At 55.7% G+C, this 25,131-nt stretch carries 27 protein-coding genes and 1 tRNA gene; 25 read left to right on the forward strand and 3 right to left on the reverse strand.

The window, feature by feature from the left end; all coding sequences use genetic code 11:
* The first annotated feature begins 165 nt into the window (after nt 1–165).
* The 7 genes from CBW50_RS11795 to pth all read left to right on the forward strand — a co-directional run bounded on the left by CBW50_RS11795 (nt 166) and on the right by pth (nt 6,279).
* On the forward strand, nt 166–1,956 hold the full coding sequence (locus CBW50_RS11795) for a tetratricopeptide repeat protein (RefSeq protein WP_086145730.1): 1,791 nt from the start codon (nt 166–168) through the stop codon (nt 1,954–1,956).
* 61 nt (nt 1,957–2,017) lie between these two features.
* Nucleotides 2,018–2,668: an outer membrane lipoprotein LolB gene (locus CBW50_RS11800; protein ID WP_086145731.1), complete on the forward strand. Its 651-nt coding sequence runs from the start codon at nt 2,018–2,020 to the stop codon at nt 2,666–2,668.
* Nucleotides 2,665–3,549 (forward strand): 4-(cytidine 5'-diphospho)-2-C-methyl-D-erythritol kinase, encoded by an 885-nt coding sequence (gene ispE, locus CBW50_RS11805; RefSeq protein WP_086145732.1) that lies wholly within the window; start codon nt 2,665–2,667, stop codon nt 3,547–3,549. The genes CBW50_RS11800 and ispE overlap by 4 nt, the downstream gene beginning before the upstream one ends.
* A gap of 78 nt (nt 3,550–3,627) precedes the next feature.
* Nucleotides 3,628–3,704: transfer RNA gene (locus CBW50_RS11810), tRNA-Gln, on the forward strand.
* 150 nt (nt 3,705–3,854) lie between these two features.
* Nucleotides 3,855–4,805 carry a ribose-phosphate pyrophosphokinase gene (locus tag CBW50_RS11815; RefSeq protein ID WP_034753270.1) on the forward strand — a complete coding sequence of 317 codons (951 nt, stop codon included), beginning with the start codon at nt 3,855–3,857 and terminating at the stop codon, nt 4,803–4,805.
* A gap of 165 nt (nt 4,806–4,970) precedes the next feature.
* The gene (locus CBW50_RS11820; protein WP_086145779.1) at nt 4,971–5,579 is read left to right on the forward strand and encodes a 50S ribosomal protein L25/general stress protein Ctc; all 609 of its coding nucleotides are present in this window, start codon (nt 4,971–4,973) and stop codon (nt 5,577–5,579) included.
* A 115-nt stretch (nt 5,580–5,694) separates the two neighbouring features.
* On the forward strand, nt 5,695–6,279 hold the full coding sequence (gene pth, locus CBW50_RS11825; RefSeq protein ID WP_086145733.1) for an aminoacyl-tRNA hydrolase: 585 nt from the start codon (nt 5,695–5,697) through the stop codon (nt 6,277–6,279).
* On the opposite strand, the gene CBW50_RS11830 is transcribed toward pth, so the two are convergent.
* Nucleotides 6,280–7,377, reverse strand: coding sequence for a serine hydrolase (locus tag CBW50_RS11830; protein WP_086145734.1), 1,098 nt, complete (start codon nt 7,375–7,377; stop codon nt 6,280–6,282).
* A gap of 117 nt (nt 7,378–7,494) precedes the next feature.
* Here CBW50_RS11830 and CBW50_RS11835 point away from each other — a divergent pair, with 117 nt between their 5' ends.
* The 18 genes from CBW50_RS11835 to CBW50_RS11900 all read left to right on the forward strand — a co-directional run bounded on the left by CBW50_RS11835 (nt 7,495) and on the right by CBW50_RS11900 (nt 21,315).
* Nucleotides 7,495–8,070 (forward strand): hypothetical protein, encoded by a 576-nt coding sequence (locus CBW50_RS11835; RefSeq protein ID WP_086145735.1) that lies wholly within the window; start codon nt 7,495–7,497, stop codon nt 8,068–8,070.
* Nucleotides 8,070–8,303: a helix-turn-helix transcriptional regulator gene (locus CBW50_RS11840; protein ID WP_086145736.1), complete on the forward strand. Its 234-nt coding sequence runs from the start codon at nt 8,070–8,072 to the stop codon at nt 8,301–8,303. Before CBW50_RS11835 ends, CBW50_RS11840 begins: the two co-directional genes overlap by 1 nt.
* A gap of 152 nt (nt 8,304–8,455) precedes the next feature.
* A complete protein-coding gene (gene ychF / locus CBW50_RS11845) occupies nt 8,456–9,547 on the forward strand; it encodes a redox-regulated ATPase YchF (RefSeq protein WP_086145737.1) in 1,092 nt (363 codons plus the stop codon).
* A gap of 225 nt (nt 9,548–9,772) precedes the next feature.
* Nucleotides 9,773–10,942: an integrase arm-type DNA-binding domain-containing protein gene (locus CBW50_RS11850; protein ID WP_086145780.1), complete on the forward strand. Its 1,170-nt coding sequence runs from the start codon at nt 9,773–9,775 to the stop codon at nt 10,940–10,942.
* Nucleotides 10,939–11,763, forward strand: a complete 825-nt coding sequence (locus CBW50_RS11855; RefSeq protein WP_139842480.1) for a hypothetical protein — start codon at nt 10,939–10,941, stop codon at nt 11,761–11,763. Before CBW50_RS11850 ends, CBW50_RS11855 begins: the two co-directional genes overlap by 4 nt.
* Before the next feature lie 123 nt (nt 11,764–11,886).
* Entirely contained in the window at nt 11,887–12,066 is a 180-nt protein-coding gene (locus CBW50_RS30325) for an AlpA family transcriptional regulator (RefSeq protein WP_086145739.1), read from the forward strand.
* Nucleotides 12,063–12,566: a hypothetical protein gene (locus tag CBW50_RS28805; protein WP_139842481.1), complete on the forward strand. Its 504-nt coding sequence runs from the start codon at nt 12,063–12,065 to the stop codon at nt 12,564–12,566. The genes CBW50_RS30325 and CBW50_RS28805 overlap by 4 nt, the downstream gene beginning before the upstream one ends.
* On the forward strand, nt 12,563–12,850 hold the full coding sequence (locus tag CBW50_RS28810; protein ID WP_139842482.1) for a hypothetical protein: 288 nt from the start codon (nt 12,563–12,565) through the stop codon (nt 12,848–12,850). The genes CBW50_RS28805 and CBW50_RS28810 overlap by 4 nt, the downstream gene beginning before the upstream one ends.
* Nucleotides 12,850–14,619: a replication endonuclease gene (locus CBW50_RS11865; protein ID WP_086145740.1), complete on the forward strand. Its 1,770-nt coding sequence runs from the start codon at nt 12,850–12,852 to the stop codon at nt 14,617–14,619. Before CBW50_RS28810 ends, CBW50_RS11865 begins: the two co-directional genes overlap by 1 nt.
* A 134-nt stretch (nt 14,620–14,753) precedes the next feature.
* On the forward strand, nt 14,754–15,092 hold the full coding sequence (locus CBW50_RS11870; RefSeq protein WP_226936296.1) for a single-stranded DNA-binding protein: 339 nt from the start codon (nt 14,754–14,756) through the stop codon (nt 15,090–15,092).
* A gap of 21 nt (nt 15,093–15,113) precedes the next feature.
* Nucleotides 15,114–15,200: a tail virion protein G7P-2 gene (locus CBW50_RS30330; RefSeq protein ID WP_226936322.1), complete on the forward strand. Its 87-nt coding sequence runs from the start codon at nt 15,114–15,116 to the stop codon at nt 15,198–15,200.
* A 301-nt stretch (nt 15,201–15,501) separates the two neighbouring features.
* Entirely contained in the window at nt 15,502–15,717 is a 216-nt protein-coding gene (locus tag CBW50_RS11875; RefSeq protein WP_086145741.1) for a major coat protein, read from the forward strand.
* A 66-nt stretch (nt 15,718–15,783) separates the two neighbouring features.
* On the forward strand, nt 15,784–17,355 hold the full coding sequence (locus CBW50_RS28815; protein WP_139842483.1) for a hypothetical protein: 1,572 nt from the start codon (nt 15,784–15,786) through the stop codon (nt 17,353–17,355).
* A gap of 23 nt (nt 17,356–17,378) precedes the next feature.
* Nucleotides 17,379–17,789, forward strand: coding sequence for a hypothetical protein (locus CBW50_RS29345; protein WP_172404744.1), 411 nt, complete (start codon nt 17,379–17,381; stop codon nt 17,787–17,789).
* Between the two features lie 10 nt (nt 17,790–17,799).
* A complete protein-coding gene (locus CBW50_RS11885) occupies nt 17,800–18,102 on the forward strand; it encodes a hypothetical protein (protein ID WP_070345888.1) in 303 nt (100 codons plus the stop codon).
* 198 nt (nt 18,103–18,300) lie between these two features.
* Complete coding sequence (locus CBW50_RS11890) at nt 18,301–19,455, forward strand: zonular occludens toxin domain-containing protein (RefSeq protein ID WP_086145743.1); 1,155 nt, start codon at nt 18,301–18,303, stop codon at nt 19,453–19,455.
* Entirely contained in the window at nt 19,452–20,741 is a 1,290-nt protein-coding gene (locus CBW50_RS11895; RefSeq protein WP_086145744.1) for a type II secretion system protein GspD, read from the forward strand. The genes CBW50_RS11890 and CBW50_RS11895 overlap by 4 nt, the downstream gene beginning before the upstream one ends.
* A gap of 346 nt (nt 20,742–21,087) precedes the next feature.
* Complete coding sequence (locus tag CBW50_RS11900) at nt 21,088–21,315, forward strand: hypothetical protein (protein ID WP_086145745.1); 228 nt, start codon at nt 21,088–21,090, stop codon at nt 21,313–21,315.
* A gap of 794 nt (nt 21,316–22,109) precedes the next feature.
* On the opposite strand, the gene CBW50_RS28820 is transcribed toward CBW50_RS11900, so the two are convergent.
* Nucleotides 22,110–22,586, reverse strand: a complete 477-nt coding sequence (locus CBW50_RS28820) for a restriction endonuclease subunit S (RefSeq protein ID WP_139842484.1) — start codon at nt 22,584–22,586, stop codon at nt 22,110–22,112.
* Nucleotides 22,583–24,541 carry an N-6 DNA methylase gene (locus tag CBW50_RS11905; RefSeq protein WP_086145746.1) on the reverse strand — a complete coding sequence of 653 codons (1,959 nt, stop codon included), beginning with the start codon at nt 24,539–24,541 and terminating at the stop codon, nt 22,583–22,585. Before CBW50_RS11905 ends, CBW50_RS28820 begins: the two co-directional genes overlap by 4 nt.
* Between the last annotated feature and the right edge of the window lie 590 nt (nt 24,542–25,131).

Here is a 25,131-nt window from a genome sequence, read left to right on the forward strand (position 1 = left end):
GGGCTCGAACGGATAAAAAGCGGATAAAAACAGGCGGGCCGCCGGCTGATGGCTGGCCCGGAGAGCATACGTCACGCCAGCGTATATATTTCGTTACATACGTGAAGTACGCAATCTGCGGGTTGGGCGTAGAATCAAACTTTGCCGTTTAGCCAGGATCAGCCTTTGAAAAACGCTTTCGCCATTGTAACCTTGTCCGCCCTGATGGCCACGCATGCCATGGCGCAGACGCCTGCCGCCCCTGCCGATGCCGCGGCCAGCCCCTCTGCGTCCGCGCCCGCCGCGCAGCAGGAACCGGATGCCGACGCCCAGGCGGACGCCAAGGCGGAGGGCTTGCCCAAGGTCGAACTGAGCAGCGACCTACTGTACAAGCTGACCAAGGCGGAAATGGAATTCAAGAGCGGGCAGTGGCAAGGGCCGTACGTGACGATGATGGTGGCGGCGCAGCAGACGCGCGATCCGCGCCTGGCGCGCCGCGCCTCCGAAATGGCGCTGGCGGCCAAGCAGGGCGGCGAGGCGCTGGCGGCCATCCGCCTGTGGCGCGAGCTGGCGCCTGCATCCGACGAGGCGACGCAGTTTTTCCTTGGTTTCGTCGTCCTGACGGACAAGATCGAAGAGGCGGAGCCGATTTTTGCCGAACGCCTGGCCAATGCGCCGGCGGGGGCGCGCGGCGTGGCCCTGTTCCAGATGCAGCAGATCCTGTCGCGGGCGAATGACAAGCTGTATGCCTACTCGATGGTGACGCGCCTGGTACAGCCCTACCTGGACATGTTCGAGGCCCACCTGGTACTGGCGCAGGGCGCCCTGTCGATCGGCGAGCGTGACCGCGCCATCGGCGAGGCGAACAAGGCGCTGGCCATCAAGCCCAATTCCGAACTGGCCGTGCTGACCCTGGCGCAGGTGACGGGCGAGCCCGAGGCGGCTGGCAAGGTGCTGGCCGCCTTCCTGCAGAAGAATCCGGACGCCGTCGAGGTGCGCGGCGCCTATGCGCGCCTGCTGGTCGAGCAGAAGCAGCTGGAGCCGGCGCGCGAGCAGTTCCTGCTGCTGCTGAAAAGCCAGCCCGATAACGTGGGCGGCCTGTACGCGCTCGGCATCGTGGCGCTGCAGCTGGAAGACACCAAGGGCGCCGAGCAGTACTTCAAGCGCTTCCTGGCCGTGCTCGACAAATCGCCCGGCGACGCGCGCGATCCGTTCAAGGCCCTGATGATCTTGTCGCAGATCGCCGAGACGCGCGGCGACACGGCGGGCGCCATCGCCTGGCTGGACAAGATCGACAACCGCGAATCAAGCGGCTATTTCGATGCCCGCCTGCGCCGCGCCCAGCTGATCGCCCGTGGCGGCAATCTCGATGCGGCGCGCAAGGCGCTGACGGAAATCGAAACGGACGATCCGGCCAACAAGGCGCAGGTGCTGCTGGTCGACGCGCAATTCCTGCGCGACGCCGGCTATGTGCAAAGCGCCTACACGGTGCTGGAAAACGCGCTGCTGCGCTTCCCCGACAATCCTGAATTGCTGTACGACTACGCCTTGCTGGCCGAGCGTCTCGACAAGCTGGACCTGATGGAGGCCAGCCTGCGCCGCGTGATGGCGCTGGCGCCCGACAACCAGCATGCGTATAACGCCCTGGGCTACTCGCTGGCCGAACGGGGCATCCGCCTGCAGGAAGCCCATGCGCTGATCGAAAAAGCCTTGCAGATGGCGCCCGGCGACCCCTTCATCATGGACAGCATGGGCTGGGTGCAGTTCCGCATGGGCAACCTGGCTGCCGCCGAAAGTGCGTTGCGCCGCGCCTATGCCGTGCGCAGCGACCCGGAAATCGCCGTCCACCTGGGCGAAGTGCTGTGGCAGAAGGGCGACAAGGCCGAAGCGCAAAAGCTGTGGCGCGAAGCGCAAGGCAAGGACCCGAAAAACGATGCGCTGAAAAGCACCCTGGCGCGCCTGAATGTCAGTTTGTGATTGTATCGATTAATTCAACTATAAAAAACCAGCGCCATGGCGCTGGTTTTTCCTTGTGCCCATGTTAAAAAAACTCTTTCCCCTGACGCTCGCCTGCCTGGCCCTCTCGGCCTGCTCGACCCTGAGTTCCCCATTCTCGTCCGGCGCCGCGCCATCCGCTACTACCGTCGCGCCCTACCGTGAGCAACTGGAGCTGACGGGCCGCCTGAACGTCGTCTACCAGAAGGATGACAAGCCCGAATCGGCCACCGTCAATTTCAACTGGCAGCAGACGGCCGAGCGCACGGACGTGACCCTGTATTCGCCCGTGGGCAGCACGCTGGCGACGATTGCCGTCACGCCGCGCGAGGCCGTGTTGACGCAGAGCGGCAAGGCGCCGCGCAGCGCGCCCGACGTCGACACCCTGAGCGCGCAGCTGCTGGGCTGGTCCTTGCCCGTGTCGGGCTTGCGCGACTGGCTGCAGGGCTATGCCATGGGCGCCGACGGCAAGCGCTTCGTTGCTTCACCGGCCAACGACAGCGTGACGACCAGGGACGGCTGGCGCTTGCGCTATGTGTCGTGGCAAGAAATAGGGCAAAATGCGGCCGACACTAGACCGGGCGCCTTGCCCCAACCACGGCGCATCGATGCCGAACGCAATGCCAGCGCGCAGGCCGATGCCGTCTCGCTGCGCATCGTGCTCGATCCCGCCCCATCCGCACCAGCACCATGACGTTGACTACCCTGAATAACTGCCCGGCCCCGGCCAAGCTGAACTTGTTTCTGCACGTCAACGGCCGCCGCGCCGACGGCTACCATCTGCTGCAGACGGTGTTCCAGTTGCTCGACCATGGCGACACCCTGCACTTCGCGCTGCGTGACGATACGGTCATCCACCGGGTGACGGCGCTGGCCGGCGTGCCGCAAGAGCAGGACTTGATCATCCGTGCCGCCAGATTGCTGCAGGCGGAAGTGCTGCGCCGCACGGGCGCCTTGCCGCGCGGCGTCGATATCGCCATCGACAAGGTGCTGCCCATGGGCGGCGGCCTCGGCGGCGGCTCGTCCGACGCGGCCACGGCGCTGATGGCGCTCAACCGCCTGTGGCAGGCGGGCTTGACGCGCGAGGAACTGATGGCGCTGGGCTTGCCGCTGGGCGCCGATATCCCGTTCTTCATCTTTGGCGAAAACGCCTTTGCCGAAGGCGTGGGCGAGGCCCTGCAGCCCGTCGCCACGCCGGAATGCTGGTATGTGGTGATCGAACCGGGCGTGCAAGTACCCACCGCCGCAATTTTTTGCGCGGAAGGCTTGACGAGGAATACTGAACCCGTCACAATAGCGGACTTTTCCAGGCACCTCGCAGAAGGAAACGATGCGGGCGGGTTTGGTAAAAATGATTTACAGCAAGTGGCATGCAGTCTTTTCAAGCCGGTAGCAGATGCGGTAGAATGGCTGGGTGCTTACGGTGAGGCCAGGATGACTGGTTCCGGTGCTTGTGTGTTTGGTGCGTTTGGCAGTCAGGAAGAAGCGGATGCGGTGCTCAGCAATGTGCCACCAGTCTGGATCGCCTGGAAGGCTAAAGCGCTGAATCGCCACCCGATGCTCACCATGTTGTAAAGAGCAAAAAAAGATTTTGCTTAGCGTCAAAAAGTCGGTATAATGCTGGCCAACATGACGGCAAGCAGTCAGTAACGTAGGGGAATCGCCAAGCTGGTTAAGGCACTGGATTTTGATTCCAGCATGCGAAGGTTCGAATCCTTCTTCCCCTGCCACCATTTCACCGTAGTCTGTCGATGCGAAGTTGGCGTCCAGTGCGGGAAAAAGCAGATATGCTGCCACGCAGCATATTCTAAACAATGACTGACCGGGCCTATGCCCGGTTAGTGCTTTTCAAGACTTCTATATCACCTCTTGGGACTCCCATGGCTTACGAAAACCTGATGGTTTTTACCGGCAACGCGAATCCAGCGTTGGCAGAGGGGGTCGCAAAAAACCTCGGCATCCCTCTCGGTAAAGCAAACGTTTCGAAATTCTCCGACGGCGAAGTAATGGTCGAGATTAACGAAAACGTGCGCGGCAAGGATGTTTTTGTTTTGCAATCCACCTGTGCTCCAACCAACGACAGCTTGATGGAAATCATGCTGATGGTTGATGCCTTGAAACGTGCTTCCGCCGGCCGCATCACCGCCGCGATTCCCTACTTCGGCTACGCCCGCCAAGACCGCCGTCCACGCTCCGCGCGTGTGGCGATTTCGGCCAAGGTGGTGGCGAACATGCTGGAAGAAGCCGGTGTCGAGCGCGTCCTGATCATGGACCTGCACGCCGACCAGATTCAAGGTTTCTTCGATATCCCAGTCGACAATATTTACGCTTCGCCAATTTTGCTGGGCGACCTGCAAAAGAAAAACTACCAGGATCTGCTGGTCGTGTCGCCGGACGTCGGCGGCGTGGTACGTGCGCGCGCCCTGGCAAAACGCCTGGGCTGCGACCTGGCCATCATCGACAAGCGCCGTCCAAAAGCGAACGTGTCCGAAGTGATGAACATCATCGGTGAAGTCGAAGGCCGCAACTGCGTGATCATGGATGACATGGTCGACACGGCAGGCACCCTGACCAAGGCTGCCGAAGTGCTCAAAGAGCGCGGCGCGAAAAAAGTCGTGGCGTATTGCACGCACGCGGTGCTGTCGGGCCCGGCGATCGACCGTATTTCGGCCTCGCCACTCGATGAGCTGGTCGTGACCGACACGATTCCCCTGTCCGAAGCGGCCCTGGCCTGCGGCAAGATCCGTCAATTGACGTGCGCGCCGCTGCTGGCCGAGACGTTCAAGCGCATCATCAAGGGTGATTCGGTTATCTCGCTGTTTATTGACTAAATAGCGTAGCAGTAAAAGACGTAATGCCTGCGGCGCGACCGGCTTTTTGCCTGTTGCGCCGCAGTGTTTTAGTTTTCGGGGTGTTTTTCACCCATTTTCGAGGATTCCTGGTCGCGGGAATCCTCATAACACAAGGCGCAAGCCTTGTTCTTCTTGGAGTTTCACATGAAAGTTATCGCATTCAAACGCGAATTGCAAGGTTCCGGAGCGAGCCGCCGCCTGCGCATTTCCGGCCAAACCCCTGGTATCGTCTACGGCGGCGCTGAAGCCCCTGTGCTGATCTCGCTCGATCACAACGCCCTGTACCACGCGTTGAAAAAAGAAGTGTTCCACTCGTCGATCCTGGACCTGGAAATCGACGGCGTTTCCCAGCAAGTTCTGCTGCGTGACTTCCAAGTCCACGCATACAAACAACTGGTTCTGCACGCTGACTTCCAGCGCGTTGACGCTAAGCAAGCTATCCACGTGAAAGTGGCGCTGCACTTCGTAAACGCTGACGTTTCCCCGGCAGTCAAACTGCACGGCGCGACCATCAGCCACGTAGCCAACGAAATCGAAGTTTCGTGCCTGCCAGGCCAACTGCCAGAATTCATCAACGTTGACCTGTCGAACATCGACGTCGGTCACTCGCTGCACGTCGGCGACCTGGTCCTGCCAGCTGGCGTGACCGCTGTCACCCACGGCGCCAACCTGACCATCGCTACCGCTTCGGTACCGGCTGGCCACGTTGCTGCTGAAGCCGCTGCTGCTGAAGTTGCTGCTGACAAGAAGTAATTTTGCCGCCGCAGCAATGCGGTAGTTGCAAGGAAAAACCCGCCAGGTTCGCCGCGCGGGTTTTTTTCCGCCTGTTTTCACCGATAATGCTTTCTTTTACATTGCAGACACAGCCATGCCCATACGCCTGATCGTCGGCCTCGGCAACCCGGGACCCGAATACGAACAAACCCGCCACAATGCCGGCTTCTGGCTGGTGGACAATCTTGCCAACAGCTTGCCTGGCACGCGGCTGCAGCGCGATTCGCGCTATAACGCCATGCTGGCGAAAACCTCGATCGGCGGCAACGAAGTCTGGCTGCTCGAACCGCTGACGTTCATGAACCGCTCGGGCCAGTCCGTGGGCGCGCTGGCGCGCTTTTTCAAGATTGCCGCCGATGAAGTGCTTGTCGTGCATGATGAACTGGACTTGATGCCCGGCATCGCGCGCCTGAAAAAGGGCGGCTCGGCCGGCGGCCACAATGGCTTGAAAGACATCACGGCCGCACTGGGCACGCAGGATTACTGGCGCTTGCGCCTGGGCATCGGCCACCCGCGCACCCTGAGCCTGCAGCAGCAGGTGGCCGACTTCGTGCTGCACCGCCCGCGCCGCGAAGACCAGGAACTGATCGAGCAGGCGATAGAAAAATCCCTGCAGGTCATGCCGCAGATCGTCGAAGGCAAGTTCGAGGCGGCCACCATGAAGCTGCACACAGCGTAGTTATTTCCCCGCCTTGCCGAAGCCGGCCATGATGGTTTTCGCCATCTGCTGCTGGCTGGCCTGGGCACTGCTGCCTTCGCCCGCGTTGGCGGCGATCAGCAAGCCGTCGCCGCTGCCGGGCGCCAGGGCGATCAGCGCATGCCAGTAGCCGTTCGAACCCAGATGCGTGAGCACGCGCTGCGGCGCCTGCGGTGGAAAATGCATCACGCCCCAGCCCAATGCCGCATTCGTCTCGCCTTGCGCCGTATGCAGCAAGACATACGTTTCCTTCCTGAGCAATTTCCCCTTGCCCTGCTCGCCCTGCAGTTGATCAAGCGCAAACTTAGCCCAGTCAGCCATGTTCAGGTGAATTTCCCCGTCGGGCGCCATCATCAGCGGATTGCTCGCCATTAAGCCCGCGATGGGCTTGCCTTCCTTGTGGCCCAGGTTCTGCCCGCGCACGGTGGGGCCGAAGGCGGCCTGCATGCCCAGCGGGCCGAACACTTCCGCCTGCATCAGTTCTTCATACGTCTTGCCCGTGACGCGTTCTGCGATGGCGGCGGCAATCATGGCGCCGCTGTTCGAATAATGCGATTCGCCGCGCGGCGTGGCCACGGGCGCGTCGGCCAGCGCGCGCTGCGCGTATTCCAGGCGCTGCAGCGGCAAGGCGCGCGCGTCCGTGTAAGTGGAATTGATCCATGCCTCATCCGGATTGGGCGGCAGGCCGGCGCGGTGCGCCAGCAGATCCATCAGATTGACGTCGCGGTATTCGGCGCGCATGCCGGCACTCAGCGCGGGCAGCATGGTTGAGAGCGGCGCATCCCACGCCAGCACGCCCCGTTCCACCAGCCGCGCGATCAGTGTCACCGTCATGGCCTTGCCGTTGGAGCCGATATTCCACACGTCATCGGCGCGCACGGTGTCGTGGCCGGCATTGGCGCGCAGGCCAGCTTGCGCCTGCGCATCGATCTTGCCGTCGCGGATCACGAGTATGGCCATGGCCGGCACGCTCTTGTCGGCCAGCGCCTGCTGCAGCATGGCGTTCAAGTCATGGGCGCGGGCGGCGCCGCCGAGCAAAAAGGCGGTGCTGCAAACGAGTGCGGCAAGCAGGGTTTTCATGGTGCCTCCAGTCGGTAGGGTAAGGGAATATGCTAAAATGTTCGCAAAACATGATCTAATTATTGTTTTACGATAATTTATTCTAGCAACACTTTCCGCATCCGTATACTTTTGAATATGAAAAAAAATCAGACGGGGCCGGCGGCGCTGAGCCGGCGCGTGCGCTACGGCGTTTCGGGATTCTTTCTGCTGTACCTGCTGCTGACGGTGCTGGGCTGGCTGGCGCCTGCGCCGGCCGCGCAAGGCAGCCTGGGCGGCGTCGGCATGTATGAACTGCTGCTGCAATTGCAGAGCCAGCCATTCGAGCGCCTGGCCGCCATGCCCCTGTGGCAGCGGGGACTGGGCCTGGCGCTGGCCTTGCCAGCCCTGTGCGTGCTGGGCGACGCCGTGCGCCAGCTGGCCCTGGTCTTGCGCCAGTTCGAGCAGGGCGTGTTTTTTACGCCGCAGGTGGCGCGCCACTTTCGCCGCTTCGCCGGCGGCTTGCTGCTGGGAACGGTGCTGACTTTGCTGGAACCGACCGTGCGCGGCATGCTGTTCGGCTTGCTGGAAGAGGGAACGCGCCAGCTGCGCCTGGTTGTCGACCTCACGGGCGGCGACCTGTGGACCTTGCTGCTGTGTTCAGTTTTCTTTGCGCTGGCGCAAATCCTGCATGAAGGCCAGAGATTGGCCGATGAAAACAGCGGGTTCATCTGATGGGCATCGTCGTGCGCCTCGACCTGATGCTGGCCAGGAAAAAAGTGAAATCGAAGGAACTGGCCGCCTTTGTCGGCATCACGGAGCAGAACCTGTCCCTTTTAAAATCGGGCAAGGTGCGCGGCGTGCGTTTCGACACCTTGTCGAAAATCTGCGAAATGCTCGAATGCCAGCCCGGCGACATCCTGGAATTCGATGCGTCGCAGCCGGACGACGGGGATGGCGACAGTTAAGGTCGCCGGGGCGGTTTTTTTGAAGAGTAGGGTGCATAGAGGTACAATTGACCCTTAGAGCATGAATACAGCAAGATTATCCAGAAAACGCCCGCAACGGCCGTTTTGCACCAGCCGCTTGCCGGCAATATTTGATTAATTAAAGGTTTTCCATGAGTCTCCAATGCGGTATCGTCGGCTTGCCGAACGTCGGCAAGTCCACCCTGTTCAATGCACTGACGAAAGCCGGCATTCCGGCTGAAAACTATCCATTCTGCACCATCGAGCCCAACGTCGGCGTCGTCGAAGTGCCGGATCCGCGCATGGATGCGCTGGCCGCCATCGTCAAGCCGGAACGCATGGTCAACGCCATCGTGGAATTCGTCGACATCGCCGGCCTGGTAGCCGGTGCATCGAAGGGCGAGGGCCTGGGCAACCAGTTCCTGTCGCACATCCGCGAAACGGACGCCATCGTCAACGTCGTGCGCTGCTTCGAAGACGACAACGTCATCCACGTGGCCGGCAAGATCAATCCGCTCGACGATATCGAAGTCATCCAGACCGAACTGGCGCTGGCCGACATGGGCACCGTGGAAAAAGCCATCCACCGCGAAAACAAGAAAGCCCGCTCGGGCGACAAGGACGCAGCCAAGCTGCTGGCCATCATGGAACGCATGATGCCTTACCTGAACGACGCCAAGCCCGTGCGCGCCATGGGCCTGGACGCCGACGAAATGGAACTGATCAAGCCTTTGTGCCTGATCACGGCCAAGCCGGCCATGTTCGTGGCCAACGTGTCCGACTCGGGTTTTACCAACAACCCGCTGCTGGACCAGCTGACGGCGTATGCGCAATCGCAAAACGCCCCCATCGTCGCCATCTGCGCGGCCCTGGAAGCGGAAATCGCCGACCTGGATGACGCCGACAAGGGCGCTTTCCTGGCCGACATGGGCATGGAAGAGCCGGGCCTGGACCGTCTGATCCGCGCCGGCTACAAGCTGCTGGGCCTGCAAACCTACTTCACGGCCGGCGTGAAGGAAGTGCGCGCCTGGACCATCCCCGTAGGCGCCACGGCACCGCAGGCGGCCGGCGTGATCCACACTGACTTCGAACGCGGCTTCATCCGCGCGCAAACCATCGCCTATGACGACTTCATCGCCTACAAGGGCGAAGCAGGCGCCAAGGAAGCGGGCAAGATGCGCGCCGAAGGCAAGGAATACGTGGTCAAGGATGGCGACGTGCTGAACTTCCTGTTCAACGTCTAAATTGGGAGTGTTGTTTCATGGCATTTCATTGTGTTTCATGATGCCGAAAAATTCTTGAATTTTTCCTATGAGAGCCGCGAAATTCGCGGCTTTCTCGTTTCTGATTGTTTCACAATATTTCTTGAGTATTCATGAAAATTGCGGGTACATGGGTGGGTACAATTGCTTGGCATTGCGGGTGTTGGTGGGTACAATCCGGTAACTCATCAATTGCCCGGAGACAAGATGCTGACTGACGCACGCTGCCGAAGCGCCAAACCGATGGAAAAGCTCTACCGGCTGAACGATTACAAGGGCTTGTATCTTGAAATCAAGCCGAGTGGCGTGAAGGCATGGCGCTATCGTTTTAAGCTCGGAGGTAAGGAATCGCTTTTTGCGCTTGGCGACTACCCCAGTGTTGGCCTCGCCGATGCCCGCGAAAAATGCGAAGACGCGCGTAAGTTGGTAAGGCTGGGAGTCAGTCCTGTTCAAAATCGACAGTTTGAAAAAATTAGGCGTGAGATGGATTCCGCTAATACTTTCGAGGCCGTTGCAAAAGAATGGTTAGCGTTGAAAGATTGGGAGGATGTGACCAAGACGCGACGGTTGGACATGCTTCAGAGGGTAGTCTTCCCGTCAATTGGGAAGTTGCCCGTGCGACAAATTACATCCGCTCATGTACTCGATATTCTCATGAAGACTGTTAAGCGCGGAGCGCCGTCCGTTGCCGCCGAAGCCAAGCGAACGATGTCGTCGGTGTTCGAACTTGCGGTTGCGACGCTGCGCGCCGATGTCGACCCGGTGTGGGCGGTGCGTAAATCGTTGCCGCCCAATAAAACCCAGCACAAGCGGGCTTTGTCAGTTGAGGAAATTGGCAAGCTGCTTGTTGATTTTGACGGCCACGGAGGTAACTTCCAGACGATCAATGCATTTCGATTGATGTGGTTGACGCTTACGCGACCTAATGAATCGGTTAAGGCAGAGTGGTCTGAGTTCGATATCGAAAATGCGCTTTGGAAAATTCCAGCGCAGAGGATGAAGGCACGTCGAGAGCACCTGCTACCGTTGCCGACGCAGGCGCTTGACTTGCTGAAGGCTATGAGGCCCGTAACGGGGAATACGAAATTCGTTTTCCCAAATCGAGATGACCGTGCGCGCCCGATGGCCGATGCGGCTTTGCGGCAAGCTTTGAAAAAGCTGGGATGGGCGACCAAATATAGTCCGCATGGGACGCGAACAACTGGCTCTACTCGATTGAATGAAATTGGCTTTCGCCATGATGTTATAGAGGCTCAGCTTGCACATGCGGAGCCAAACGCTGTCCGTCGCGCATACAACCATGCCACCTACCTTGAGGAGAGGCGTGTCATGATGCAAAAATGGGCCGACCTTCTGGATGAGTGGAGAAAACAATGACGAGTTCAATGTCTTTTGGTGGCGAGATAGGTGTTCAGGAAAACGATGTTCTGAGGCGTTTTGTCGAGTTTGTCGAAACAGTTCGTGAGTCGCGCAGGAATCGTGGAGAGTCGGTGATTCTGGGCGCGCAAGTGTTTATCGGGAAGTTGCTTGATCTGCGTCGCTTATATGCTGCCCAGCGCGACCGGGAGTGCAAGATCGATGCGGCTCGAGATCGTATTGTGCACATTCGGAAGTTGTCGGTGGCGCTTCTTGATGCAATTCATGGGCTTGATGATTTTGAATCGAGTGTCCTGTTTGAATCGCGTGCTTCTTCTGATGTAGTCGAGTGTACTAGGTGGTTGGCAGGGGCAGCTACATCGCTATCTGGAGGTCATTCTATAGGGCGTAAAGGGGATGTGGTGGTTCGCAATCTTGCATCGGAATTCGTGATCATGTGTATTGAGCACGATTGGCTGCCTATTCGCGTCGCCAATTCGGCCGTGACCGAAGCGGCCACTTCGGATCATTGTCGGTGTCTTACGATGGTGCTTGAGGCGTGTGGCCTGTTGGACCAAGTAGCGTGTTCGAAGGACCGGGCTGATCTGTTACGTACCAAGGCAAGTTCAGCATTACGAAGCTTAAGAAAGGGATTTGACTACGTGGCGGCCCAAAGCGAGGCACAGCGCGAATTCGGCGAATCTTTTCTATACAAAGCGCAGTTCGATGGAAAGACGTTCATTTCCGTCGTGGATGAAAGCGTTTTTGATACCTGGCTCGACGATGACATTGATATCGATTCACTTCCAAACTTCATTCCCCCTGGTGCGCCAGCCGTCTAGCACGGAAACAACTCCCCGTCACGGGCATTAAATGGCCGCTCTAGGCCAGTATTTATTGCCCGTGCCTTCTATCTTTCCCTCTGCCAACATTCTCCCCGGTTTCATTGTCTTTCGGGGAGCGCCATGCGCATTCGTTCATATTCAGATGTTCTAGAAATTCTCGGCATAAGTCGTGTGACGTTGTGGCGTTGGCTGCGTGACGACGGCTCAAATTTCCCACGGCCAGTTTGTTTGGGTAAGCGCAAGTTGGGTTTTGTCCAGAGCGAACTTGATGCGTGGATAGCCGGGAATCGTCGTTCATGAATCAAACTTCCATTGTGAAAAATTCTTGTGGCCATGGCTCTCCTCGCGCACATCCGGTATTTACGTATCGGATTTTCAGTGGTGTAACCATGCTTTCGCAAGGTGCTTTCAACGACTTTTTACTTTGCGTGTTGACCGCTCAGCAGATCAAAAATGAATCCCTTTCGAAACTTTTGGGAAGTGTTTTGCGTGTTGAGGTTATTTATCCTCATGGCGCACGTGTCCCATCTGCGGACCTTTTCGCGGCTGAAGCAGCCCTCGCTGCACCTGCGCCTGGAACTGAGTTTGGTTGTCCGATTCGGAAAAATATAGGTCAACTTGTCGAGTCTCGTCGCGGTTCAGCCTCGCCGAGTTTCATGGTTATTGACAATCTTAGTACGGCGTCACGGCAAAGCTCGAACGTGCACGCGGTAGCGGGTGCGGGCGAATTTTGCCGTGTGTCCGCCGAAGGCGGACCTGCTCGTCAGAATACTTTAAATTCAAAGGAATCTGCGGCATGAAGCGCTCCGTACAAATGCACAATTTAAACCCAGCGATTCGTGCTGTCGATGCAGAGGCTGTTCGTGCCATTTTTTGGTCGCGTGCGTCAATCTCAGCCCGTATTGTTGCTGTTATGGCGGCAGGTTTCCCCATGGAGCGCGCCAATAGCAGTCTAATGTCCTTTGATACGAGCGAGCGAGATATCGTTTGGAGCGCGCTTCAGAATTTGCTTTGCGAGCTTACCGCTATACAAAAATGCATGTGCGGCGGGCATGCCTCCAACGTGGCAAGTAAGGTACATTGATGCTGGACATGGGGATTCCGTCGCGCATGGCCAATGCCGTGCATCGTCTTTTTGGCGGCCTCAATGAGCGTCGTCAGAGGGTTGTCGATGCGGTGCTGAACGACGATCTGCGTTTGCCGCTGGTCGACTTGTGGGGCGCAATGACTTCGCCTGCCGCGATTACCACAGCAGCAGTCCAGGCCGCACGCGAATGCTACCAGGTCTGTGAGCGAGTGCAGACGACTGACGGTATCGAGGCCGGTATTGCCGAGATATGCGCCAGACGCGGCGTGGCCGTGCCGGTGGCCCGAACCGTGGCCGGATACATCGCCCGTGCCGTGGATAAGTGTTGGTGGCGCCGGGCGCTGCGCCGCGAACTAATTCGCCGGTTTGAGTATACCTCTATCCAGCTAGGTTTGACCCATGTGTCCGCTGACCCATATATCAGTCGCGAAACGTGTCTGGCGCAGGCCGCACAAAACTACGCTAACCAGAAAATGCTGGAATCGGTCACGGCCACTAATGAGCACGGTGACGTATACAGCTTGGCCGAACTGGCTGCGCTGGGAATGGGTAACAAGACGTTGCGTCGCGGCGAGTTGATGCTGCGCATACGCGGTTTTGAAGAAATAGCCAGCGCGATGCGTCATGTGGCCATGTTCTGGACGATCACATGCCCCAGCAAATTTCACTCGGTGGGTGGAACAAACGAGAAATACAACGGCGCCACGCCACGCGATGCACAGGACTACCTCGTCGCTGTGTGGGCACTTATCCGTTCGGCGCTGCACCGTCGCGGCATACAGCCGTATGGATTTCGCATTGCCGAGCCTCACACGGATGGATGCCCCCATTGGCACATGCTGCTTTTCGTTGCACCTGAACACCAGGATGAAATGGAGCGCGTGATCCATGCCTACGCTTTGGCCGAAGACGGCGACGAGGACGGCGCGGCAGCGAATCGCGTCAAGCTGGTGCGAATCGAGGCTGGTAAGGGTACGGCTGCCGGCTATATCGTTAAATACGTTAGCAAAAATATCGACGGCACCGCCGTGGGCGATCACAAAACGTTTGAAAACGGCCAGACCTACATCATCGCTCCAGACCTGTTCGGTAATATGGAATTCACGGCATCGCAGCGCGTGACCTACTGGTCACAGGTATGGGGCATTCGCCAGTTCCAACAGATTGGCGGCGTGCCGGTGGGCGTATGGCGCGAGTTTCGCCGCCTGTCGGCTGAGTCTATACAGCACGCGCCGGAGGTAATCCGTGAGGCCTACCAGGCCGCCCAGAAAATCGATTCCGACGATCCATTATTAGCGCAGCAGTGCGATTTCGCCAGGTTTATACGAGCGATGGGCGGCCCGACATGCGGCCGCCGCGCCGTGATCAGGCTGGCGACACGAGCTGAGTCCATACAAGGCCGCTATGAGCTTGAGGACGCGCACAGGCCCGTAGGTGTGTATCTGGCGGCGCAGCCACATACCGTGTATGAATCGACGCGCTACGAGTGGACGATAGACAGGGAGCGCGCCGGGGTGGCCTTTGCCGTTCCTAGGACTAGTGTAAATAAGTATATGCAGCAGGCAAAAGCCGAACCAGCATATCAGCCAAAAAATAAATTTCCTGCTCCATCCTTTGATGATGGGCGCAGCTTTCACCCGGACACCGGCAAGCCTTGCATCAAGGTTGACCACGCTGGGCTTTACATGCGCCACAAGAAACGCCCGCCAGGTACGCCAAGTGTGCACTTAACCTACCTGAGGGAAAGATATCAGAACTTCCACTAGATGTCAGTCATGGCCTTGCGCACGCCGCGTGCCTACTGAAGATTTTTATCAAGCGATTGCGCTTTGTACCGGCGCGCAATCGTGAGAAGTACCACGCAAGCCGGAAATTATGCAGAAAGTTTAGGGGAATAGAAATGGCGGAAGCGAACGTAATGATGAAGGTGGACGACAAGAAGGGCCATCAGGCAAGCAAGGTAATGCAGGTAATGGTGAGTGGTCGTATCGAGGGTTCCAAATCCTATGAGGGAAAGCGCTACACACAGGTGATCACGCCTGCAGCCGATGTCTATTCGCGGCCGCAGATGGTTGAGATTCGTAGCAAAGCTCGTCTGGGCGATAAGGGCGAGGAAATCTCAGTACCGTGTGCGCTGGGCGGTTTCCAGCGCAAGCCGTATGAAACGAAGGATAAGCAAACCGGTGAGGTTGTGAAGGTAGTGCCGGTTGAGCATACGCTCGATCTCATCGAAGAATAATGGTTGCTAGGCGAGGAAGACATGGATGCTGTTTCATCTGAAGTTGTGATTTCAATTGCAGTTGTTGTCTTGTTCGCTCTCGGTTGGATTGCGGGAGGCCAACGATGACCGGCCTGTTCAAGTCGCTCGGGCCGATCCTATTCCTGACAGGACTATTTGTCGCCGCCGTATATCTTGTCAAGTACGTCATTCATCGGATTGTGGACCACAAATGACCATTTACCAGGTTGTCGGCTACTGCCTAACTGCGTTCGGCCTGGGCTATGCGGGAGGCGCGATTCGACGTATTGCGCGTCAGGCTATCGAGTCGCTTGATTAAGCCTGTGATTTGTCACGATAAAGTTTTCGAAGCACTCCCCGGCATTGCCAAACCGGGGTTTTATTAACGGCATTTTTTAGAGAGTCACACATGAAAGTAATCACTAAACAGGCGCTGGTTGCCGCTTCCGCAATGGCCGCTACCGGTGCAGCCTTCGCAGCTGGCGATCCGGGCGTTGAGGCCATTACTGCGCTGTCCGCGCAGGCGCAAACTTATATCACTGCTGCTTTCGCGGTCGCCGTGTTGGTTGCGGGGGGCTTCTGGGGCATCAAGATGATGAAGAAAGCGTTTGGTAAAGCTGGCTAATCTTTTTCCCGATTTACCTTGCGGCCAGCGTTTAATCACGTGGCCGTTTTATATGGCATCCACTCCATGGCATCGTTCAAGAAAACTGTCGTCATCCTATTTGTATCTGCCACGCTTGCGTTCGTGCCAATCCGGTCTCAGGCGATTGTTCCATTGATTGCGGGCTGGCTTTTAGAGATCACGTACGGTTCTATTCTCATCAGCGATATTGTTGCCGGGGTGACTGGCACGATATCTGCAATTTTTTGGTATGAGTGCAATAAGTTTGGAAGTATCAATACGAGTGTGTGTAATAACAAGCCTCCATCGATGCCTGCCGCACAGGCTCCCAAGCCAGCTATCACCGTTAGTCTTAAGCCTGATGCAAAACGAGAAAATCCCGATCCAAAGAAGTTCTCCGACCCGGCCCCAGGTAGTGGCAAGCGCGATGTGACGCCGAAACCGCAGATTGCAGCTAGCGGTAATCCACCCCCTCCACCTCCTGCCGGTCCGATTAGCATTGGTGTCTTTGCACAAAATCCGTCCGAACCGCACAACGATCCTTCTGCTGAGTCTACCCGTATTTGGATGGCCAAACAGTCACATGCCTATGGAGATGGGTATGTTGCCGGTGTTATTACCGTCAAGCAGATGTTTGCGCCAGACCGCGCTTTTCCTTTTGTCGCCAAAGTTGTCACATGCAGGTTTCGTCCAGATATTAATCCTAGCTCCGAAGAAGGGTTGGCTGAGGGCGCTGATTGTCTGGCAAAAGCAGACGCGAGTAATGCTGCCCTAGAAGCGCGTTATCTTACGTCTGCTCGCGATTCATATTGGATTCGCATTCCCTCAGAAGGGTTACGCCCAGGTGACCTTAACGTTAGCACTGATGTTAGAGGCAAAGCTGTTGTGTTCTATGATCAGGCCCGTGATGTCGATGTTAGCTGCGATCCTGGCTACAGTGCGTCGGCTTCTGATTCGAGCAAGTGTGATCTCACGAATGTATCTGCGGTGAAGAAGCCTGCCGATACAACTTGTGAAATTTTGTTCGACCCTGCGACTAAGCAAATGTTGACGGATAAGGCGAACCCGGCGTGTGATGGTTTGTCCGATACGGCCAAACTGACGCTTGCATCCCAGGACGGTTCTCAATCCATCGAGGTGGGCGCCAACGCTGGTAATGGATTCGACATCAGCATTACCAAGTCGGATGGCAGCAAGACGGGCCTCGACACTGGAGTGTACGATCCTGGAACCGGGGGCTATGTCATCGTTCACGTCAACATTACGCCTCCCGAGAAACCCGACAAAGGCTTGGGTTGTGGTGGGCCTGGTCAAAGCGCGTGCAGCGTTGAGTTTGCACGCGACGATGCCACTAGTGTCAAGTCCAGTGATACCAACGCCGCCAACCGGACTGCCGACACAGGCATGAAAGGTAAGCTTGATGCGATTAGCTCAAGTCAGTTCAACTGGTCTTTTATTCCCTCGATACCTACGGCAGTCTGTAAAAATCCCTCGCTCAAAAGTCCCATAGGCAACGTTACTATCAACATGGATATTTGCGTCTGGTTTGACCGTCTCTCGTTCTTTATCAACGCTGTGCTTGGCGTGCTGTGTGTTTACGGCTGCGTTAACCAAATTCAGTCTGCCATTCGGGACTGATCATGAGGCGACTCCCTTTCCTAATGCTGGGTTTATCCGTCATAGGCCTTGCGATGACAGCCTCGGTCAATGCACAGACTACTAGCTCGGCATGTGGCGGCTCTTCGCAGCCTCGTTGCCAAGTCACGGCACCTGCCGATCAAGCCACAACCGATTACACGAAATCAAATACGGACAATATTGGCTCTTGGAATACTTATTCTCAGTCGCAGGTCAATGTCGCATCGAGTCGTTTCACTTGGTCGTTCATTCCTAGAATTCCGACTGCGGCCTGCGTCAATCCCATGATCGATAGCCCCAATGGTAGTGGTGCGGTGATGATGGACATTTGCTCCCCGCTCGCCACCTTTCAGACGTTCATTAATGGCGTCTTGGCTTTCTTCTGTCTGCTGGGCTGTGTCCAGCAAATCCGGGCCGCACTGGCCGTCAACTAGGAGCATCATCATGTGGGCAACTCTTATTGGTTATCTCGGTTTCGAGAACACCGCCAAAGTCGGGATGCGCGTTTGGGCAGTCACCACGCTAACGGCGATGGTCGCCGCGCTGTGGGCCGCTGGCCAAGTCTGCGCAAACGTTGTTTGCGGTCCCGTCATTCAAGGCATTAGCCAGTCTCACCCTAACTTCGCAGTGGGCTTGTCGCTTGCATTCAACCCGGTCACGTACACGCTCGCCAGCGTCTATTGCAGCGTGTGGGCAGCATGCGCCCTATACACGTACAAGAAAACGATCCTCGATAAGTTGATTTGACATGGTCGTCTCTACGATCTGGCGAGCCGCTACTTGTCCGCTGACGCGGTATGTCAGTTTTACATCTACAAGAAACGCACTTTAGATAAATTGGTTTAATGATGGTCATTTATAAATTTTTTTTGGTTTTTTTGGCTGGCTTGGTTGTTGGTTTTCTTATCGGCTTGTTCTCGTCTAAGCACTATTGGAGACTGTGATATGGCTGTCTACGCAATCACCGGCAAGCTCGGAAGCGGCAAGGGCAAGGGCGCGATGAAGCTATTGCGCGACTACCTGCGCGCTGGCAAGCGCGTTGCGACAAACTGTGACGTGTTCATGGAGCATATGATGCCAGGGCAGTCGAAGCAGACCGTTATTCGCGTACCGGATAAACCCACGTCGGCGGACCTGTACGCCATCGGCTCAGGCAACCACTTCATCGACTTCGAGCCTGTGCTCAAATATTCCGCCAAGGGGTTCGAGTACACACCGCCCGCGCCGCAGCTTCTCCCCGGTTTCGATGAGTCGCACAACGGGGCGCTATTCCTCGACGAATGCGCGTCCTGGTTGAATAGCCGGGACTTCCAAGCTGGCGGACGTAAGGAGCTGCTGGAATGGGCGATCCATGCACGTAAGTACGGATGGGATGTGTACTTCATCTGCCAGAACATCAGCCAGATTGACAAGCAGCTGCGTGACAGCCTGTTCGAGTACGTGGTGCGTATGAGCCGCCTCGACCGAATGAAAGTGCCGTTTGTTTCGGCCGCGTTCAAGCTGATCACGGCAGGCCTCAGCGACGGATCACTGCCTCGCATGCATATCGGCGTGGTGCGCCTCGGTTGCTCTCCGGATGGCGTCGTAGCCGACCGCTGGCACTTCCGGGGTGATGACCTGAACCGGGCCTATAACACCACACAAGTGTTCTCGGACAGCTACCCGCATGCTATCCATTGCTTGCTACCTAGCTGGCACTTGCAGTCACGCACCGGCATCCGTCCTGGCTTCGTTGGCCCTGTACGTATTCCCCAGGACTACGAACTTCTCGCAGTCCGCCCGATTCCTCCCAAACCACCGCACAAGCACATGACCAAGTTTCTCGCAATCGCTCTAATATTTGGCCTCGTACTCGGGGGCGTAGGCTCTCATGTACTTGGGCCGATGTTTTTCACCCCCTCTGCCGCCGTGGCCGATGCCGCCAAGCCTGCCAAGTTCTCCGAGACCGTTACCGGCAAAGGGTTTCTCACCAATTCCGGTTCTGTGAGCGTGGTTCTTTCCGATGGCCGTGTTGTATCGCCCCTTCACTTCAAGTCTGGTGCCAGCGGCTGGGAGGCTGAAATCGAGACAGGGCTGTGGGTCAGAGGAGGTGCGCAATGAGACGCTTCCTGTCTTCCCTGATCCTTGCCCCGGTCTTGGCGTTTGCCGCACCTGCTTCGGCTCCGGTTTCAATGAGCTTCGATGCTACGCCGCTGATAGCGTTTGGCGAAGCTATGTTCAAGGCGATCATGCACCGGGACTTTGTGGTATCTCCCGACGTTATCGGAATCGATAAACGAATTACGATCAAGGTAAAGAACATCGACCTCGCCGAGCTGCCACGCTTCGTTGAAGACCTGCTGCTTCGCGAAGGAATTGCGACGACGCTCAAGGGCGGTATCTACTACTTGTCGCTGAACCGTGAGAGCGGCCCTCAGAATGTCATTGCGAGCCAGCAGCTACCTGCGCACTCGGCTAGTCAGGCAATGAGCTTCACCAGCCCGCAAATCGCGCCGATTGGCATCGATGGTCACGTGTTGGAAAATGCCGTTGGTTTTCAAACCAGGAAGGAAGACGAAGAGTCGGAACTTTTTGCGCCAATTCACCGGACCAGCGAGTTTGTAGCCGCAGTCGTCTCCGCTGGTTTCGGCGCCAAGGCTGCCACCGTCGCTGGCGAATTGGTGGTGCTTACTGGCTCTAAAGCAGCTGTTTCCAAGATGCTTTCGTTGTGCCGCAGTCTCGACACGCACGCCAAGATGGTCGACGTCTCCGCATCGTGGATTGAAGTCACTAACAGCAGCGGCTCTGGCCGTGGCATTTCATTGGCGGCTTCCTTTCTGGGGGCCAAGCTGGGAGCCTCGCTCGGTACAACTAATTCGGGTTCGGCCATCAGTCTGAAGAACACACGCTTTGAGCTGGTGATCGATGCGCTGAATAGCGATACCCGTTTCAAACAGGTTACGAACAGCCGTCTTGTTGGCTATGACAGGACCAAGCTTAAATTGACGGTGGGTGACAAGACGGCCACTGTTTCCAGTAGTGGCAACGACAATGCAGGCAATCGGGTTCAAAACATCGTGTATACGCCGTCCGGGGTCATCATTGATGCCTTGCCTCGGGTATTGGGGAGCGGAGAGATTAGCCTGGACGTGGACGCGCAGATCAGTAGCTTTAAAGCAAATAGTAGCGGGCTTGTCGGGTCTCCGACACTTATCCTGCGCCAGTTGACCACCACCGTAGGTCTCAAAGACGGTGACGTAATACTGTTGGGCGGCTTGCAGGATACTCAGTCGTCGGAATCGAAATCCGGGTTGAGTTTCCTACCTGCATCCTGGTCCGCTGGGTCGGACAGCAAGACTCAGACCGATCTAGTGCTCGTGGTATCGGCAAAGGTCTTAGAGGACTAAGGTAAATTGTATTGCGATTTGCACCAGCTGCAACAGGCTGATGAACGAACGTTTCATCGCCGTATGTTGTTGCGATTCCGGGATTATCATGGGATCGTTGTACGGGGTAATGGCTCAACTAAGTGAGTATGGCAACTCGGCTCAAACGCGACTGGCTCTCGGCTTCTGAGTGTTTATGCGTACATATTTTGGGCTTCGTCCGTCAGGAAAGTTTGAAGGCCTTGACCGATTTTATCAACGAAAATTTATCGTGAAAAGCCGCTAATACCTAGCTGTCGCCACTGACGCCGAAGCGACCAAGGCTATGGGAAATCGTTGCCCCCTATCAATGACCCGAGGAGAAATAATGAAAACATATGTTCGCCTGACTGATGCCGGTTTCGCCGCCCAGATGGAAGATGGGCGTTGCATCGAGCGCTTCGATTTGTTTGACCTGGCTCATGAGCTACACGCTGCTGGTGTAAATGCTGATGATGTGTCTTGCGGCGATTGGCGCGAAGGCGAGCATGTTTTGATGTCAGGCCAGCAGGTCGCCTTGAAATTTGAGTTGCGCCGACTCGGGCTGCGCACATGATTCTATTCTTGGGTGTTGCAGCTGAAGTCGAGTTGTCCCTGAGCGTCAAACCCGAGTGGCCCTAGTAATCTGAGTGTTTATGCGTATACCGTCTCAGCCTCATCGGTCATCTTAATCTTTAATTCGCGCGCGATGCGCGACACCGAAGCTCCTTCGATCAAGGTACGCAGCGCACCGCTGTGAGTTTGAAATCTTCGCCGTGCTGGCGATACGGACCGCGTTTGGCCTGGATGGGGAGTGGTTGAATTATTGTGTCCATAAATAAATTTGTGGACACAATCAATTTGCATCCCAAACGCCATCATGGGCGGCAAGGCCGTTCACGTACAGACGGCGCTGGGATTACCAGGAACTATATTCCAGACGAAAGGTTCTGTTTTCAGTACTGCGGAACTGAGCTACGATACCTCGCTTCTCTCTGCACTTACGAGATAGAAAGAGCGTCGTTGCAGCAGTGACGGGTACCTTATTTGCAAAACTCGGGGTAAAGGCGAGGAGACAAGAAAGCGCGCCAGCGGGCCGGTCTTTCGCTTTAGCGGCCTGATCCCCGTGAAGGGGATCACTTGATGTATCATGGCGCCCCTCCAGGGCGACAGCCGTTGTCTGGGGAATCGTCAACTAAGTGCCAACCGCATCAGAGAAAAGTTTGACGCGGCGACTAGCTTTTATAGTGAGACTGAAGCGCCCCCACTTTTTGGGGGCAAATGGTCAACTTAGGGCATTCAACAGTTGATTTTGATGACGACGATTACTAGTAATATACTCGGCACTGCGTTGTACAGTGCTGAGCAGTTCTATGGTTTGACAAGACTGCCCAAAAAACCGCTCCATTCTTTCGCTACGCCTTCGAACGAATCATGCACCCAAGTCGGAATTTCGCTAATCGCGGGAATCGGTATGTCCTTTAGAGTTCGATTGGCTTGACGACCGTAATTGAACCTGTATTTATTTGCGCGAATGCACATACAATAGTACAGTTTCTGCTCGAGTGACATCTCTAACTTAGGACGTAGAAAATATAGATCTCGGCCGGAGTAAAAAGGCTCTAATTGCACAAACGTTTCGAGAACAGAGCCGCCTCCGGCTACAGTTAGCACACCTGCTTCGATAGGGGTGACATCGGAAATCACCTGAACTTTCCCTGTGACGCCATTATTCTTCGCAGAACGTCCAACAAAATTGATACCATTTGCGTCGCGAATTAACTTATTAAGTTCTAAGTTAACGCCGTATATAACATCAAAAAGCTCTGATATCGGAACGAGTTTCATTCGTCCTCTCCCTCTATTTCTTCATCTGATTCTGCCGCTTCGTTTACCAAACGGCTCAAAAGGAATTTCTTTACTGTACGCTCGAAGGAAGCCTTGCCTAGGTGAGCGTAATCTGTTTCAAGATATGCCTCAGCGCACCATTCATCGGATGCGGATACATGCTTTGTTACACTGGTTCCGACGATAACTTCACGGTTCCTGAACATGTCTACCCAGCTGTCTCTAATTAAAGGCCAGCGCTGGTCTGGGTCAATGCGACCTCGATGCCTAACTACTGAGTAGCCGTCGTCTTTCCAGTAGCCAAACCAAGTCTTCTTCTTGCTTGTAGCATGAGGGACATGGGCCGTAAATACCATGATGCACGTTATCGTGCCGACCGGATAAAATAGCAGGTCGGGCATAGACATTACCGCTTCGAGTGTATGATGTTTCAGTAATTCACCCTTGGCGGTATGAGGGGCTATTGCGCATGACATCGGCATAATTGCTACGCCAATACCATGTGGCCCTAGGCAGTCCAGCATATGTTTCGTAAAGTACAGCTCATGCAGGCTCGCGTCGCTTTGCGAAAACGGAGGATTTAACATCCCCGCCGTCGCTGCATGTTTTTTTATTGCTTTGGTAATGGCAGTGTCAAAGCAGGAGCCTTGATAAAGATTTGCCTTCCCATCACCCCGAAGAATCATATTGCTAGCTGCAAGCGCGAACATATTCGGTTGCTGCTCGACACCTATTAAGCCATTTGCTTTAATGGTTGCTCTATCTACTTCGGTAATTGCATCTCGAATCATGTGGTGCATAGCAGAAACAAGGAAGCCGCCAGTTCCCGCGCAGATATCTAGCACTTTGCTATTTTTGTCCACGTTCGCCAGCAGAGCGAATAACTCAGTAATATGACGTGGTGTTAAAACTATACCAAGTGCTTTTTTATCGCCACTGGTATATTTCAAGAATTCACCGTAGAACTGCCCTACGACATCGAAATCGTGGTAAACACTGATGAAGGGCCAGACTCTTTCGTTTAATGCCTTCACCAATTCATGCAAAATTCCTTTTGGAAACTGGGAAGTCGCACGACCAAGCTCAGGGTGCACTGCAATACTTGAGTATGGCTGCACCATGTTGTCTTTTTTAGCTTCGGGTATATCCGCAGAACGAATTTCGTCTTTTATGACACGCATCCATTCGCGTTGTAAGTTTTCCGGGCTGTGAGCGTGATAGCTTACTGAAAACGCTTTGTTACGAAGAGCTATGAGGGTGCCACTTACTAGCAACGGCTTCTCACTCTCGGTCAGTTTTGCGTGGTCGCGCATGAATGCATGAAGTTCACCAGCAAAGCTCATCAATTCACCAAAGCGCAGCTTTTGCACTTTGGGGTCAAAAGTTGCATGTTCGACATAATCTGACCATCCGATTATGTTATTGATACTTTTTCCGTCTTTTGTTACCAGTGGCGAAGGGCGCGGCGCACCCTTTGTATGAAGATATGTCGATACCTTCATGCTACTTTTCGTCTCTCCGCTTACTGCCACGGCTATAACGTTAAATTCCTTGGATAAATGACGCGCGTAATGTAAAGCGCCATCGGCCGCGAAGCGTTGAATTCGTTTGACAGCGTCTACATCAGTTTCAGACAGGTCTATGCCTTCGATGAGTTCATCAATTCTCGAACTAGCGTGATCTTTAACGTCGGCTTTGCATTCAAAAATAACAATAATATCCGGAGTAATGATATCGCTAATTATAAATTCAGGGGCGCCGATGCCACCCTTCCCTGATTTGCTGGCCGCCTTGAGCAATTTTCGGACTGCATCGGAGTTGCTTTTCTGCTCCTCTACTGCGATGGTGCCTTCTTCATCATAGTAGTTTAGTGCCATTAATGAATTGCGGACTAAGTTCTCGGTTTTCCTCTCATTTTTGGACTTCGAGAGTGGTTTTATTGTGGGAAGCGACATGGATTTCTAGAGTGCTGGCGGCTTACATGCGGATTGCTTGGCGCCAATTGTAACCGCGTAAGTATATAGCAGATAACTACGTCGTTAGCTAGGGGTAAAGCGCTGCCATGACCTCGGCGGCGAGGGTGTAGCACTTGCGTAGCACCTCCGTCGCGCTTATTCTCGGTATCATTGAGCAAGCTGGAGCTAGTCAGAATGCCCGGACATATGCCCTCCGATATCGTAGCCCGCGCAGTCGTCGGAAATTTGCATTGGGATTCCCGTGGCCGGCTTAAGAGTAGAAGAGGGCGGGATATCCCAGTGTTGCTCTTGGGGAAATATTTTAGGAGAGCCATGCTCGTCAGTTTTTGTATAGCCTTGGTGAAAGTGGGTACGTTAGTGAGTACAGAAGAGGATGGTGTGTATGTTTGTTAATTTAATCAACCATATATGATCGAACTTTCTGTTCAACGTCTGATCCAGACCTGGCCCCATGCGGGGCTGCAACGAACCCTGCAAGTCATTGATTTGCAGGGTTTTTTATTGCCCGTTTGTTTGATCCCATCGCCTTGCCATGCCGCGCGTTCCGGCCCGGCCGGTTGCGCCTGTCT

Origin of the sequence: Janthinobacterium sp. GW458P, from assembly GCF_002127585.1 — a bacterium.
GTDB lineage: Bacteria > Pseudomonadota > Gammaproteobacteria > Burkholderiales > Burkholderiaceae_D > Janthinobacterium.